This window comes from Trichococcus sp. K1Tr (assembly GCF_028309625.1).
In the GTDB taxonomy this organism is placed as follows: Bacteria; Bacillota; Bacilli; order Lactobacillales; family Aerococcaceae; genus Trichococcus.
In genome coordinates this window covers 42132-55727 of sequence record NZ_JAQMHR010000001.1, presented here as the reverse complement: position 1 = coordinate 55727, position 13596 = coordinate 42132, and the positions used below count along the sequence as shown (strand labels likewise).

17 protein-coding genes are annotated in these 13596 nt (G+C 48.2%); 3 read left to right on the top strand and 14 right to left on the bottom strand.

Annotated elements, in window-relative coordinates; all coding sequences use genetic code 11:
* Positions 1-17: 17 nt before the first annotated feature.
* From efp to comGA, 9 genes are all read right to left on the bottom strand, one after another.
* Complete coding sequence (gene efp / locus PH235_RS00285; RefSeq protein ID WP_086627787.1) at positions 18-575, bottom strand: elongation factor P; 558 nt, start codon at positions 573-575, stop codon at positions 18-20.
* Between the two features lie 68 nt (positions 576-643).
* A complete protein-coding gene (locus PH235_RS00280; protein ID WP_272160456.1) occupies positions 644-1705 on the bottom strand; it encodes a M24 family metallopeptidase in 1062 nt (353 codons plus the stop codon).
* A gap of 249 nt (positions 1706-1954) precedes the next feature.
* Positions 1955-2275 (bottom strand): hypothetical protein, encoded by a 321-nt coding sequence (locus tag PH235_RS00275; protein ID WP_272160455.1) that lies wholly within the window; start codon positions 2273-2275, stop codon positions 1955-1957.
* Positions 2276-2309: 34 nt separating this feature from the next.
* Entirely contained in the window at positions 2310-2777 is a 468-nt protein-coding gene (gene comGF, locus PH235_RS00270) for a competence type IV pilus minor pilin ComGF (protein WP_272160454.1), read from the bottom strand.
* Entirely contained in the window at positions 2746-3087 is a 342-nt protein-coding gene (locus PH235_RS00265; RefSeq protein ID WP_272160453.1) for a hypothetical protein, read from the bottom strand. Before PH235_RS00265 ends, comGF begins: the two co-directional genes overlap by 32 nt.
* Positions 3062-3505 carry a prepilin-type N-terminal cleavage/methylation domain-containing protein gene (locus PH235_RS00260; RefSeq protein ID WP_272160452.1) on the bottom strand — a complete coding sequence of 148 codons (444 nt, stop codon included), beginning with the start codon at positions 3503-3505 and terminating at the stop codon, positions 3062-3064. Before PH235_RS00260 ends, PH235_RS00265 begins: the two co-directional genes overlap by 26 nt.
* 20 nt (positions 3506-3525) lie before the next feature.
* Entirely contained in the window at positions 3526-3846 is a 321-nt protein-coding gene (gene comGC / locus PH235_RS00255; RefSeq protein ID WP_272160450.1) for a competence type IV pilus major pilin ComGC, read from the bottom strand.
* Positions 3846-4913, bottom strand: coding sequence for a competence type IV pilus assembly protein ComGB (gene comGB, locus PH235_RS00250; RefSeq protein ID WP_272160448.1), 1068 nt, complete (start codon positions 4911-4913; stop codon positions 3846-3848). The genes comGC and comGB overlap by 1 nt, the downstream gene beginning before the upstream one ends.
* Positions 4870-5913, bottom strand: a complete 1044-nt coding sequence (gene comGA / locus PH235_RS00245) for a competence type IV pilus ATPase ComGA (RefSeq protein ID WP_334223625.1) — start codon at positions 5911-5913, stop codon at positions 4870-4872. The genes comGB and comGA overlap by 44 nt, the downstream gene beginning before the upstream one ends.
* Positions 5914-6082: 169 nt before the next feature.
* On the opposite strand from comGA, the gene PH235_RS00240 reads away from it, so the two are divergent.
* Complete coding sequence (locus PH235_RS00240; protein ID WP_272160444.1) at positions 6083-6973, top strand: YitT family protein; 891 nt, start codon at positions 6083-6085, stop codon at positions 6971-6973.
* A gap of 106 nt (positions 6974-7079) precedes the next feature.
* Here the strand turns inward: PH235_RS00240 and PH235_RS00235 are convergent, their stop codons facing one another.
* The 4 genes from PH235_RS00235 to PH235_RS00220 all read right to left on the bottom strand — a co-directional run bounded on the left by PH235_RS00235 (position 7080) and on the right by PH235_RS00220 (position 9478).
* The gene (locus PH235_RS00235; protein WP_272160442.1) at positions 7080-7376 is read right to left on the bottom strand and encodes a hypothetical protein; all 297 of its coding nucleotides are present in this window, start codon (positions 7374-7376) and stop codon (positions 7080-7082) included.
* Positions 7377-7421: 45 nt separating this feature from the next.
* Positions 7422-7931 (bottom strand): DJ-1/PfpI family protein, encoded by a 510-nt coding sequence (locus PH235_RS00230; protein WP_272160440.1) that lies wholly within the window; start codon positions 7929-7931, stop codon positions 7422-7424.
* 245 nt (positions 7932-8176) lie between these two features.
* Positions 8177-8914, bottom strand: a complete 738-nt coding sequence (locus tag PH235_RS00225) for a YebC/PmpR family DNA-binding transcriptional regulator (RefSeq protein WP_272160439.1) — start codon at positions 8912-8914, stop codon at positions 8177-8179.
* Between the two features lie 66 nt (positions 8915-8980).
* Positions 8981-9478 (bottom strand): VanZ family protein, encoded by a 498-nt coding sequence (locus tag PH235_RS00220; RefSeq protein WP_272160437.1) that lies wholly within the window; start codon positions 9476-9478, stop codon positions 8981-8983.
* Positions 9479-9587: 109 nt separating this feature from the next.
* Here PH235_RS00220 and PH235_RS00215 point away from each other — a divergent pair, with 109 nt between their 5' ends.
* The gene (locus PH235_RS00215; protein WP_272160435.1) at positions 9588-11396 is read left to right on the top strand and encodes a M3 family oligoendopeptidase; all 1809 of its coding nucleotides are present in this window, start codon (positions 9588-9590) and stop codon (positions 11394-11396) included.
* A gap of 54 nt (positions 11397-11450) precedes the next feature.
* Here PH235_RS00215 and PH235_RS00210 read toward each other — a convergent pair whose 3' ends face one another.
* Entirely contained in the window at positions 11451-12347 is an 897-nt protein-coding gene (locus PH235_RS00210; RefSeq protein ID WP_272160434.1) for a diacylglycerol/lipid kinase family protein, read from the bottom strand.
* A 172-nt stretch (positions 12348-12519) separates the two neighbouring features.
* On the opposite strand from PH235_RS00210, the gene trhO reads away from it, so the two are divergent.
* Entirely contained in the window at positions 12520-13500 is a 981-nt protein-coding gene (gene trhO / locus PH235_RS00205; RefSeq protein WP_272160433.1) for an oxygen-dependent tRNA uridine(34) hydroxylase TrhO, read from the top strand.
* The last annotated feature ends 96 nt before the right edge of the window (positions 13501-13596 follow it).

Sequence of the window (13596 nt, the reverse complement as noted above, 5' to 3'; positions counted from 1 at the left end):
TCCTTTCTTGGGAAACATTATGCGCGGGATACGTAAGAACCGTCCGTTGTGTTGACGATAAGCATATCGTCAGCATTCACGAAGAATGGTACGTTGACCATCAATCCAGTCTCCATTTTAGCCGGTTTTGAACCGCCTGAAGCTGTATCGCCCTTGATCCCTGGCTCAGTTTCTTCCACTCGCAGGATTACTGTGTTCGGAAGATCGACACCGATTGTTTCTGTTTCATACATCAGGATGTTGACTTCCATATTTTCTTTCAGATAGTTCAATTCATATTCGATTTGGCCTGCATTCAATTCAATCTGTTCATAGTTTTCAGTGTCCATGAAGACATAAGCACCGGCACTTTCGTACAGAAATTGCATTTTGCGGTTCGCGATATGCGCTTTCCCGACTTTTTCACCCGCACGGAAAGTTTTTTCCTGTACAGCTCCTGTGCGAAGATTCTTTAATTTTGAACGGACGAAAGCCGCACCTTTACCTGGCTTTACGTGTTGGAAATCGACAACTTTCCATAACCCTCCATCAATTTCGATCGTCAGGCCTGTCTTAAAATCATTTACTGAAATCATTAATAATTCCTCCTGTGGCAACTCATTTGAAATAAGTTTACCATTAATTTAGTTCGGATTCTATTTTTTTATAAAATAATCAATTCTTTTGGAGAATGCGTCAAAATCTCGTTGCCGTTATCCCTGATCACAAGATCATCTTCAATCCGGACGCCGCCAAGACCAGCGAGATAGATGCCCGGTTCATTTGTGATGACATTTCCTGGGACAAGCACTTTCCCGGCTTTTTGCGATGTATTCGGTCCCTCATGAATCTCCAACCCGATTCCGTGGCCATTGGAGTGGCCGAACGCATCTCCGTACCCTTGTTCCGTAATGTAGTCGCGTGCGACACTGTCGACTTCGATGCCGGTCATGCCAGCTTTTGCCGTTGCATTCACGCGCAATTGGGCAGCCAGCACAATCTCGTAAATCTTCTTCAATTCTGCATGCGGTTGCCCCACTGAAACCGTGCGGGTCATATCCGAAACATAGCCATTGTAATAACAACCGAAATCCAGCGTCACGAAGTCGCCTTTTTCGATCAACTTCGGACTGGCCACACCATGCGGCATAGCGGAATGGATGCCACTGGCGACAATCGTTTCAAACGAAACACCGCTCGCTCCCAATTCGCGCATGCGGAAATCCAAACGGTTAGCAATCTCTATTTCCGAAACCCCTGGACGGATATGATCAAGGATAAACATAAATCCGGCATCCGCAATTTCACAAGCCCGTCTGATAGTCTGGATTTCTGCTTCGTTTTTGACTTCACGCAATTCTTCGATGATGCCTGAAGAAGGAAGCAAATCGCAAGTCACCAGGTCCTCCAAATCCTCGACGCTGCGGAAAGACATGATGGCGTCTTCGAAGCCTAGAGACGAAAGTCCCTTTTCCTCCACAATCTTTTTCACTTCATCGAATATCGGCCCTTTATTCTGAATAATCTGAAACCCCTGCGCCTGTGATGCAGCTTGCTGGGTATAACGGAAGTCGGTCACAAAAAAAGCTTCCTCTTGAGTGATGACCGCCAGACCGGTCGTACCCGTAAAATTGGAAACATAACGTAAGTTATATTGACTTGTCACCAGCATTGCATCCATCTTCTTCGCTTTGATGGCAGCCTGCAATTTTGAGACTCTACTCATTTCACATACTTCCTTCCAAAAAAAATAGCCTGTTTGTTTACAAACATACCTATCAAGTATATCAAAAAAGAGCCCGCATAGATAGAGGAAATTCGTCTATAAGAGCTTTGGGGTCAGTATTCGATTCCAAATTCGATGAACTACCAAAAAACCGAACAAGTAACCCGACGAACCTCTGGGTTACTTGTTCGGTTTTCTATACTGTTTATCTCAGGTCTCGTTCTCTATAAGACCTTTCTTTTTAGCGTATCACTCCGGAGACAGGATTTCCAATACCAGCGTTTCGCTGTAGGCATTTTGCAGGGTCACGGTGGCAGTGACTTTGCCGCTCGCATCCGCCACGCAGTGCACGATTCCTTCTTCGAAAGACAGGGAAGCCGGTACGATCCGATTTTCCGGAGTCGATGCTTTGTTATGATCCTTCAGCCAGTAGTCTGTGTAGGCCAGCAAAGTTTGCGCTTTGTAGTGGTTTTCCGTCAATCTGTACAGATAGAGCTGATTCTCATAAACCCTTATGATTCCGAAAAGCATCATTTGTGAAAGGAACAAGTAGAAAATGGTGATCGGCAAGATCGAGCCGCGCTTTCCCCGTGAACGATCCCTATTAAATGGGTGCCTTCGGCAGGATGAGATGCGCTCTGCGCGCCTGGTCGTCCGAAAGCGTAGCCTGGACAGAAATCCCTTCATTGGTCACCTCGTATTTCAGCGCTTTGACGTGCAGCAGCATCGGATGATAGCCGGCCCCGTTTTTGTAACGGAGGACTTTATTGATACGGAATTCATAGGTATACGCAGCGGTATCGGCCGGATTTTGTGATTTGGTGCGGATGGTCGTGCTTGTCTTTTGCACCAACAACTCGTCCGCCAACTCATGCTCGAGTTGGATCAGGAAAAGATGCCATTCCGCATCCTGGGTCTTCTCCAGCTGGATATTCGCAGTGCGGATCACCTCCATGCCTCCCATCATCAGAAGGAGCACCATCGTATTGACAGTCAGTGCAAAAGCCGCTTCCAACAAAGTGAAGCCGGCTTGCGATTGTTTATGGACTTCCCGCTTGGATTTCGTCGGCACGCACCTTCACCCTTTCTGTCCCATCACCACCGCTCACTATAAGTTGTGCGGTTTCCGGATTCCAAGTAGTGGTGAACAGCATCCCTCCGGAAGCCTGACTTCCGATTGGATTTCCTCCCTTGGCGATGACCTGCATCTGGTCCTGCGCGACCCGCCAGTAGGCAACTTCCGCTCCCGCCGCTTTTAATGTCGTGAAAAATTGAACGGAATGCGGAAGCAGCACATAGAGCGAGATGCTGACCATGGCCAAAGCAATCAGACTTTCGAAAAGCATATAACCGCTGCTATCGTTTAGCTTTGTTGACTTCATAACGACCGCTCCCCAATTGGATTGTGATGGTATAGCGATATCGGGCCGTTTCCATGATGATGGAATTCGGCTGCAGATACCCGCTGCCCCCTTTGATGAATCCGGTGTAGCCTTGGATCACTCTTGATCCTTCAGGCAACAGCAGCTTGCGGTTGATGTAACGGTCCGATCCGGCGCCGTCTTTAAAAACAGCGTAATGCGTTGCGCCGATTGGTCGCACGACATCCATATTAACGCCGTTCCCGGTGATGACCGCATAACTCTGAGCCGTGTGCAGTTCCGTCAGGAAATCGTCCAAAAACAGATTGAACGCGAATTCATCCGTTGCGGTTTCCAATTGCGGGGTGAGCAGCAAAATCATGGATGCGATCATCAGCACCAACAGGCTCTCCAATAATGTAAATCCGCTTTTATACATTATTTATCCCGTCATTTAAATTATTCAATTTTAGAAACATTTCCTCCTGTAATTGTCAGTTTGGCAGTTGCTTGGGTCACTTGATTGTCGCTTAGGTAACCACCAGCCTTGAGTTCAGCGAAATTGGCAGCTTCCGTCCCCGTATCGAGCTCGTACATGTCAGCCTGTGTCTGCACGACAACCGCCAAAGCATCCGTCCCTTTGGTCTCCACGCTAGTTTTCGTGTTCGCCACATTTGGGATGATCATCAGCATCAGCACCGAAATGATGAAAAGGACGAGGACCATTTCCATAAGAGTAAAAGCTTCTTTATTTTTTAGTGTTTTTTTGATCGTTTTCATTAATACATACCTCCTAATGAACTAAGCATCGGCATCAACAATATAAGATAGATCGCCATCACGATGACGGCGACCATGAGAAACAAGACAGGCTGCAGCCAGCCGATTTTCTGTTCGATGTCCGCAATCAGCAGTCGGAAACATTCTTCGCTGTACATGCTCAACTTGATCGGCAACTGGCTGGTGAGTTCGCCGTGATAGATGATCCACCCCATCTCCTCTTTGAAGATCGGATAACGCTTGATGATCGTCGTCAGGCTGTCTCCCTGCATCAACCCTTCCTCCACCAATCCGGATATTTCCTTCATCCAGGCAGTCCCTTCATCGCCGCGCATCAGCGAAACGATTTGGTTCAACTGCATGCCGTTGCGGAAGAAATAGGCGTATTCACGGCTGAAAAAGAAGGAATAGTAGAGTTGGACCCATTTGCTGAAGAGCGGGATCCTGCAGAACAGCAACGACTTTTGGAAAGCTGACTTCTTTTTCAAATAACTTTTTGCCATCAGGAACAAACCGGCACCTAATGCCAAAGTGCCCAAAATGATGAGCGGCAGGTTCTCCAGGTAAATCAGGATGATTCGGACTATCACGCCGGAACCTTCTTCCGAGGGCACCAGCATCGTTTCCAAACTGGGAAGCAGGACTTGCCTGATCGCAATCAGCATAACATTCGCGAACACCAGCAAAAACAACGGGTAGACCAAGACATTCCTGAGCTTATGCAGCTGTTTGTCCTTTTCCGTCAGGAAGTCTGAACAAAACAGCAAAGTTTCCGTCAATTTCCCGTGAAGGAAGGATAGCCGAAGCTGCGATACGACTTGCTCCGAAAAGCCGCATCCAGCCAATGCATCCGCAAGATTGATGCCTTTTTCCAGTTTGGCCAGCATGCGCTGGATATCGTCCACGCGCTTAGGTTGCATCATCTTCAGAAAGGCGAGCCCTTCGGACAACGAAAAACCTTCCTTCAGCAATTCACCCAAGCGCCTCAGAAAATAAGCCTGTTCTTTTGCCTGCCAACGTTTTTCAGACGAGATTCTCCAGGTAATTTTTTTCCGTAATGTATCCACATGCATAGGCTTTTCGCAATTTATCATTCAGTGTGACAAACCGCTTTCCGTCCTCCTTGTTCTGCAGATGATTCTGCAGCTCCTTGCCTGCCAATATTTCGTAGATGGCAGCCGACTTTTCGTTTACATGATAGTGGGCGCAGTGAATCGTGCACTTACCGGAGCACAGCGGACAATATTTTGCGATCAGACGTTGGGAGACTACAGCGAGCAGCGTCTGCTTCATTTGTTCGGAAGAAATAGTCAGTTCCCGCAGCCTTTCCAATACCCCGAACGACTCTTTGGCATGGATCGTTGCAATCACCAAGTGTCCGGTCAATGCGCTTCTCACTACCATTTTGGCTGTTTCCTCATCCCGGATTTCGCCTATGACGAGGATGTCCGGATGATGGCGCAGACACTGGCGTATCAGCAGATCGTAGGTTATGCCCGCCGCTTCGTTCACTTCGGCCTGCAGAAACAGCGGCTCCTCAATTTCGACCGGGTCTTCCATCGTAATGATCTGCAACGGTTCATCGGCGTATTTCCTGCGCAGCAAATGATAGATGGTTGTTGTTTTGCCGGACCCGGTAGGTCCAGAAAACAGCACCAGCCCGCTCTTGTGGTCCAACAGGTCGAGCAACTCCGCCTCCTGGGCCGGGAAAAATGCGTGCAATCCCGGCTCAGAACCCGGATTGGCGTACAGCATGCGGATGACAAGCGACTCTTGGTAGCGGAAATTTGCGATGGTGGACAGCCTCAGTTCTATTTTTTTTCCGTTCAGCCGGTACCTGACAGCACCGGATTGCGGTTTCCGCCTTTCGCCCACATTCATGTTCGAAAGGAATTTAAAATAAGAAATCAGTCGTCCACCCTTTTCGATTGAATACTCCGCTACTTTTGACAATCCGGTACTCACGCGGAAAAAGAGTTCATAGTGGTCTTCATAAGGGAGCAGATGGATGTCGGAAACACCCAGCCGCATTGCATCGGCCAACAGGCTCTCTGCTTTTTCTTCCATATTCATCACCTCATTTCTATTTTGCCGTCACTTATAGCTTCTGCAAAATCCTCTCGTCCGCTCTTTATCAGACGAGAAACTTAGTTAAAAATATGTTATATTGGCATAAATAGCGGTCCCGTACGCGAAAAACATACGGGATCACTCAAGTACAAAGGAGGTGAACTTTTTGAAAAAAAACGTTGCTGGTTCGATGCTTCTGATTGCGATCGGAACATTTTTGTTCGCGGTGGGCATCAATATGTTTTCCGTTGCGAACCATCTTGGTGAAGGCGGCGTCACCGGCATTAGTTTGTTGGCCTTCTATACCATGGATGTCCCGGTAGCCATAACGAGTTTCGTATTGAACGCCATCATACTGGTCATCGGGTTCCGCTTTTTGGAAAAATCGACCATGAGGCTGACGCTTTTGGCCACACTGTTGATGTCGGTGTTTCTCTATCTGACGGCTGCTTGGCGCTATCCGATGGAAACAATCATTCTGGCGCCGCTTTGCTCCGGATTTTTGGTCGGTACAGGCTTGGGCCTCGTGATGCAGGCGGGAGGTTCCACGGCCGGGACCGATATCATCGCCTTGATTTTCAATAAATATCTCGGCTGGAGCACCAGTATCGCACTGGTCGTATTGGACCTATTCGTCGTCGGACCTTCCATCTTCGTCATCGGGCTGGAGAATGTCGTTTTGACTGTCGTGCATCTCTATGTGCAAACGAAAGTGCTTGATTTCATCCTGGAAGGGTTCAATCCGAAGAAACAAGTCCTTATCATCTCGGAGCGGCATCAGGAAATCGCTGAGGCAATCGATAAAAAAATCGGCCGCGGAATGACTTTTTTGGAAGGCGAAGGCTATTACTCCAAAAGCCAGAAGAAGGTGATTTTGATTGTCGTCAACAGACAGCAATTGATGCCGCTCAACCGGATTGTGACAGCCATCGATCCGAAGGCTTTCTTCACAATCAGCGAAGCCCAAAGCGTCATCGGCGAAGGATTCTCTTATTTGATTTCGGATGAGCACTATCAACAAAAAATCAACGACTTCATCGACGAGCAGTCGAAATGATCGCAAAAAAACTGCATAACGAAAAAGACCGGTAAGGGAGCATTCAAAATGTCCCTGCCGATCTTTTTCGTTATGTATGCTTCTTTATCTTACTGTTTTCAGCCTGTCAGGAAAGTAGAAAAACGACGGTCTTCATGATGTCCATTTTCTCCACTGCGGCGTTGTAGTTCAATCTGGCAATCTTCAGGTTCTGTTCTTCCTCGCGCATGACGGCGAGGTTCTCCTCCGAATTGTCTTTGATCCATTCGCCTTTCACATCCGCCAAGGTGATTTCCTGCTGCTCCACCGCTTTCTTCGCTTCCTGGAGCTCGAACTTCAGCAATCCGAATTTCCTTTCCAGGTCCTGCATCTTGACCGGATCCCGTTCCTTCAATAGCTCTATTCTGGCTTTCAGTTCTTCCATATTCCCTGCCGCCTCCAATTCCTCACCAACAGCCGTGTTTCCACTTTAGCCAGCCAAAAACTTGCAGATTTCCAGCCCGAACTGTTTTGCTTGATCCGCACCGTTCGCAGTGATGATATTGCCGTCGACGGTCACACCGGATTCAGAATAAACTGCCCCTTTGGCTTCGATAGCTGCAATCTCGGATTCGAAAACAGTCGCATTTTTCTTCTTAAGCAAACCCGCGTTCGCTAAGATGACCGGCGCGATGCAGATTGCAGCAACCATTTTTCCTTGCCCATTCATCGCCTGTGCCAACATCCACGCATGCGGATCGTCGAAGAACACGCGGCTTCCCGTTCCCCCAACGAACACCACTCCATCAAAACTGGTCGTATCGACATCCTCAACCAAGAGATCCGACTGCGCGATCCCGCCATGCACACCCATGCAGGTCCCGGTCTTGTGGCTGGCGATCCACATCTCATGTCCGCATTTCGCAACCTCTTCCTGGGTCATGAATAATTCTTCATCACGGAAGTCTTCAGGTGCAATCACAAATATTACTTTTGCCATACGGCTGTCCCCCATTCATTGTTTATCCCGATCGGATAATGATAGCTTCGCTTTAAGAGCCTTGTTCGAAAAGTCCAAGGAAAGTTCGACTTTGGCTAACTAAATTATACTACAAGCCAAAGAAGAAAGCGATTGCAGGAAGGCGGCATTGACACTTAGGTGTGGCCAAGACGAATCCGAAAAAAGGTTGCCTTCCATTGTCAACAGACAGTGGTAGGCAACCTTTTTTGATTTTCTGTAAAAAATTATTCTTCCTCGTCCAGATCAGCGTTGTGGAATACTTCGGAGACGTCATCGTCTTCTTCCAGTTTTTCCAGCATCGTTCTGAATTGCGTTTCTTTATCCGCTGCGATAGCCGACAAAGTTTGCGGAACCATCGTGACTTCCGCTTCGGCCAACACGTAGCCTTCTGCCTTCAACGCTTCGCAAACCGCATCAAAATCGGTAGGATCTGTGTAGATTTCGAATACTTCATCGCTCGTCTGCAACTCTTCCCCACCGGCTTCCAACACGCTCATCAACATCGTGTCTTCATCCACTTCCAAGTCTTCGCGCTCGATCGCGATATAACCTTTGCGGTCGAACATGTAGCTCACCGAACCGGATTCTCCCAAAGATCCTCCGTTTTTGTTGAAAGCGACCCGGATGTTTGTGGCGGTACGGTTGCGGTTGTCGGTCAAAGCATGGACCAAAACGGCCACACCGTTCGGGCCGTAGCCTTCATAAGTGATTTCTTCATAGTTTTCGCCTTCTCCAGCAGATGTTGCTTTTTTGATGGCGCGGGTGATGTTGTCGTTCGGCATGTTCGCCGCTTTCGCTTTATCGATGATCATGCGCAGGCTCGGGTTAGATGAGGGATCCGGACCGCTGTTTTTTGCAGCCATATAAATTTCTTTCGATAATCTCTGGAAAATTTTACCTCGTTTTTGATCTGCAGCGCCTTTTGCGCCTTTGATTTTACTCCATTTTGAATGTCCTGACATTCAGATCCCTCTTCTCATCTATTAATTTACTCAATCATTTTATCAAAAGTAACCGCTTATGGCAATTCACTTTCTGCCTTTTCTGGAAGTCAGGAAGAACCAACCGGCGATTATCGCCAAAATTACCCCTACGCTTGCCAAAATGACGTCTTCCTTCATCGCAAATGCAGGAGACACAAACGACTGGTGAAATTCATCCGCAGCCGCGTAGCTCACGGAAAGCAACAGCGCTACAATCATAGGCGTAAATGCCTCCCGCATTTTCCCGGAAAGTCCGCCATACCAAAGGTAAGCCAGTATGGAGTAGGACAGGAACAACCAGATTTTGCTGCCGAAGAATCCCAAAAATCCGAAATAGCCCAATGACTCCATGCTGATTACCTGCTCCCCGTAGCGGAAGGTGAAGGTTGCGAATAACCCGGATAGCGGTTGTGCCTGCAGCAGGTTCGCGATGATGTTCGGCAACGCATAAAGATCTTGTTGGAAAGTGGCGCGGTAATAGAGGTAACCCATGATCAGAATGGCGCCCACTATGTATGAATTGCTCTTTTGTTCTCTTTGCATGCAGCTTTTTTCCTTTCTTGATGTGAATTCTTTTTTATATTTTGTTGAAAATTGTTATAATGAAATTATGGCATTACGTTAGTCAATTCAGTCTGAGAGGATGAACAACATGAAATATAGCCTTACCTGGGATTTGGACTCATTTTTTGAAGGCGGAAGTTCTTCGCCCGCACTACTGGAAAAGATACAGTCGATCCAAGACGGATTGAAGGACTTCGAATCCGCAGCAAACGCTTGGGACCCCGATCAAGACAAACCGGAATATCCTGATTTTCAGGATTTGCTTCATTACGAGGAATTGTACGCAAAAGCCTTGATGCAATGCAACAGTTTCATAACGGGTGTCCAATCAGCCGATGTCGCGGATTTGGATGCAAGCGCGATCCATGCGCGAATAATTCAATTGTACAGCAAATTAACGATTATTCAAACGACTCTGAAGAAAAAAGTAACCGCCGTCAAAGAAAGCGATTGGGATCTGTTGGTCGAAAAGCCTGCCTTTTCCCCGCTTACATTCGCCCTGTCGGAATGGCGCCAACAAGGCAGCCGCCTCCTGTCCGACAAGGAAGAAGCCTTATTGGCGACATTGCGTGTCGATGGTTTCAACGGTTGGAGCGCACACTATGACACGCTCGTATCCTTCATCAAGATTCCCTTTGAGGAGGCTGATGGAACTTTGAGCGAACTATCCGCCGGCCAAGCCATGAATCGGATGTATGCCGATCCCGACCCGAGCGTGCGCAAAAAAATATTCGTCGAATGGGAAAAAGCTTGGGGTGGACTTGCTCCAGCATTCGCCGATACACTGAATCACCTGCAAGGTTTCCGTTTGGCGGATTTCGAGGCGCACCAGGATGAGGATTTCTTGGTTGAGCCGTTGCGCTACAACCGCATCAAGCGCGAGACCTTGGATACGATGTGGCAGGCCATCAGTGCGAACAAACAGCCGTTCCTTTCGTTCTTGGACCGCAAAGCCGCTCTGATGGGCAAGGATAAATTGGCTTGGTATGATGTCGATGCCCCTGTTTCGCTCGGCAGTTTCCAATCAAAAACCTTCAGCTTCGACGAAGCGGTCGATTACATCATCGAACACTTCGCATCCTTCGGTCCGAAACTGGCTGACTTTTCCTTGGATGCCGTCAAGAATCGCTGGATTGAAGCCGAAAACCGCTCAGGAAAAAGACCTGGCGGCTATTGCGAAGATTATCCGGAATCGAAAGAATCACGGATTTTCATGACCTTTACGGGTTCGGCAAGCGACATGAGCACACTCGCCCATGAATTGGGCCATGCCTTCCATTCCCACGTGATGCGCGACCTGCCGGATCTGAACACGCGCTACGCCATGAACGTCGCCGAAACGGCATCGACTTTTGCGGAAACCATCATCAGCGCTGCTACTGTCAGGGAAGTCAGCAGCGATGAAGAAAAAATTTCCCTGCTCAATACGAAGCTTGAAAATGCGACGGCCATGTTCCTGAATATCCATGCCCGTTATCTTTTCGAAAAGTCATTCTACACCGAAAGGATGAACGGTTTTGTCACGGCAGAACGTTTGTCCGGTCTGATGGAGGCTGCCCAGAAGGAGGCTTACCAAGAGACTTTGAGTGAATATCACCCACTATTTTGGGCGAGCAAACTGCACTTTTTCATCGATGACGTCCCATTCTACAACTTCCCTTACACGTTTGGCTTCCTGTTCAGCCTGGGGATTTATGCGCAATCGCTGCAGCAGAATGGTGATTTTGAAGAAACCTATATTTCGCTGCTGCGGGATACCGGATCGATGACAACTGAAGACCTTGTGATGAAGCATCTTGGAGCCGATATCACGCAACCGGATTTCTGGAACCAAGGCTTGGAAATCATGGCGGGAGACGTGGAAGAATTCCTGCGTTTGACCGAAAAATACATCTGAGGACAGAACAAATCCCCACGACCTGAATTATCGGTCGTGGGGATTTATTTTTATTCAAGTGGCTGCCGGCCCATAAACTTTGATGAAGGCAGGCAGTATCTCGATCTCCAGCGGAAATGCCGGGCCTTTGTCACCGTCGACATTGGTGATCAAACTATCGCCATCTTCAAGAGCAATAGTGGCTTGTTTGAATGATTTGTAGATGACCGCATCCGAATTTTTGATTTCGCCTCTGATGAGCTTCGGCAATAATTTAACCGAATCCAACAAGTTAAACTCCTTGAAAACGACCATCCGCATTTTGCCGTCATCGACTTTTGCTTGGGGCATGAAACTTTCGAAGCTGGCGATCGAATTCGTCAACGCGATCAGAATGAGTGGCGATTCCTGTGTAAAGGTCTCTCCATCCACTGTAATGCGGAACCGATGCATGGTCTGTTTCGCTAATGCTTTTCCTCCTTCTATGAAATAAGCCAGTGGACCATATTTTGTTTTTTCTTCCGCGCTGACCCCTTCGACAGCCTCGGGGATCGCACCTGCAGCGACATTCGACACAAAATAACGATCATTGACCTTGCCGATGTCCAAATCGACCAAGGTTGCCTTGTCCAACATTGCGATGGCCTGTTCCGGTTCCAAAGGGATGCCGATCGCTCTTGCAAGGTCATTGACGGTGCCCAATGGAACAAACCCGAAGGATACGGTTTTCCCGGCTGCCGCCAACCCGTTGATGGTTTCATTGACTGTTCCATCGCCGCCCATGCAGAAAACTGCGTCATGCCCGTGGGTTGCCGCTTCATGGGCAAACTGTTCGGCATCCCCCTGTTTTTCGGTGTCTTTGACGGTGACCTCTTCAAACATTTCGCTTAATTGCGTCCGCATCAAATCCAAATAGCCAGTAGCTTTTTCGCCCCCAGACGACGGATTTACGATCAATGTACAAATGCCCATCTTATTCCCTCGCTTTCTTTTTGTGTTCAGTGCAAGTTTAGCACGCAGCACCCTCCCATATAAAGCGTGACGCCTTTTTTTCGTCTTTGAGCATATTCTTGGCTTTTCGCTTACAAAATGTGTATAATTTCATAACGTTCGAAGTAAAACAGATTGAATTAGGGGGAGCAGTATGACAAAAGAATATCGTGTCCTACTCTATTATAAATATACACCGATAGAGGATGCAGAAACATTCGCGCAAGAACATCTAGGATTCTGCAAAGAAATCGGCTTAAAAGGAAGAATTTTGGTCGCACCAGAAGGCATCAACGGAACAGTTTCCGGGACCGTTGGACAAACGCAAGCATACATTGAGCATATGAACGCAGATCCGCGCTTCAACGACATCACTTACAAAATCGATGAGACGGACGGCCATGCCTTCAAAAAGATGTTTGTCCGTCCTCGTCAGGAAATCGTATCGTTGCACCTGGGAGGAGACGATCTTGACCCAAATGAATTGACTGGTGCATACTTGTCCCCGGAAGCGTTCCGCGAAGCTATCCTTGACGAAAACACAGTGGTCATCGATGCCCGCAACGACTATGAGTTCGACCTCGGCCACTTCCGCGGCGCTGTCCGTCCGGATATCGCAAACTTCCGCGAATTGCCGCAATGGATCCGCGACAACAAGGAAAAATTCATGGAAAAACGCGTCGTGACTTATTGCACCGGCGGCATCCGCTGCGAAAAATTCTCAGGTTGGCTCGTCAAGGAAGGTTTTAAGGATGTCGGTCAGCTGCATGGCGGGATTGCAACCTACGGGAAGGACGAAACGGTCAAAGGCGACCTATGGGATGGGAAAATGTATGTATTCGATGAGCGTATCGGTGTCGACATCAATCGCATCGAACATGTCGTGGTCGGAAAAGATTGGTTCGACGGTACGCCATGCGAACGCTACGCGAATTGCGCCAATCCGAGCTGCAACCGCAGAATGCTTTGTTCCGAAGAGAATGAACACAAGTACATGCGCAGCTGCTCGCATGAATGCCGCGTCCACCAGCCGAATTATTATGTGCAGCGCAATCAATTGACGCAGTCTGACGTAGCGGAGCGTTTGGCCGCCATCGGTGAGCCGTTTGAGAGCTCTGCTGCCACAACAGCATAACAGCAACGGGGTCAGCAAGGATAACATTCCTTGCTGATTTTTTTGGGTTCCTCCGACTTAGTGATTGTTCATGCTATGTAATAGTCAGGGCAAAGC

Bases quoted from the DNA above. Each gene is read 5' to 3' on its own strand.
- efp (WP_086627787.1), bottom strand. From the start codon at position 575: ATGATTTCAGTAAATGATTTTAAGACAGGCCTGACGATCGAAATTGAT.
- PH235_RS00280 (WP_272160456.1), bottom strand. From the start codon at position 1,705: ATGAGTAGAGTCTCAAAATTGCAGGCTGCCATCAAAGCGAAGAAGATG.
- PH235_RS00265 (WP_272160453.1), bottom strand. From the start codon at position 3,087: ATGAAGTCAACAAAGCTAAACGATAGCAGCGGTTATATGCTTTTCGAA.
- PH235_RS00260 (WP_272160452.1), bottom strand. From the start codon at position 3,505: ATGTATAAAAGCGGATTTACATTATTGGAGAGCCTGTTGGTGCTGATG.
- comGC (WP_272160450.1), bottom strand. From the start codon at position 3,846: ATGAAAACGATCAAAAAAACACTAAAAAATAAAGAAGCTTTTACTCTT.
- comGA (WP_334223625.1), bottom strand. From the start codon at position 5,913: ATGGAAGAAAAAGCAGAGAGCCTGTTGGCCGATGCAATGCGGCTGGGT.
- PH235_RS00235 (WP_272160442.1), bottom strand. From the start codon at position 7,376: ATGGAAGAACTGAAAGCCAGAATAGAGCTATTGAAGGAACGGGATCCG.
- PH235_RS00230 (WP_272160440.1), bottom strand. From the start codon at position 7,931: ATGGCAAAAGTAATATTTGTGATTGCACCTGAAGACTTCCGTGATGAA.
- PH235_RS00225 (WP_272160439.1), bottom strand. From the start codon at position 8,914: ATGTCAGGACATTCAAAATGGAGTAAAATCAAAGGCGCAAAAGGCGCT.
- PH235_RS00220 (WP_272160437.1), bottom strand. From the start codon at position 9,478: ATGCAAAGAGAACAAAAGAGCAATTCATACATAGTGGGCGCCATTCTG.
- PH235_RS00215 (WP_272160435.1), top strand. From the start codon at position 9,588: ATGAAATATAGCCTTACCTGGGATTTGGACTCATTTTTTGAAGGCGGA.
- PH235_RS00210 (WP_272160434.1), bottom strand. From the start codon at position 12,347: ATGGGCATTTGTACATTGATCGTAAATCCGTCGTCTGGGGGCGAAAAA.
- trhO (WP_272160433.1), top strand. From the start codon at position 12,520: ATGACAAAAGAATATCGTGTCCTACTCTATTATAAATATACACCGATA.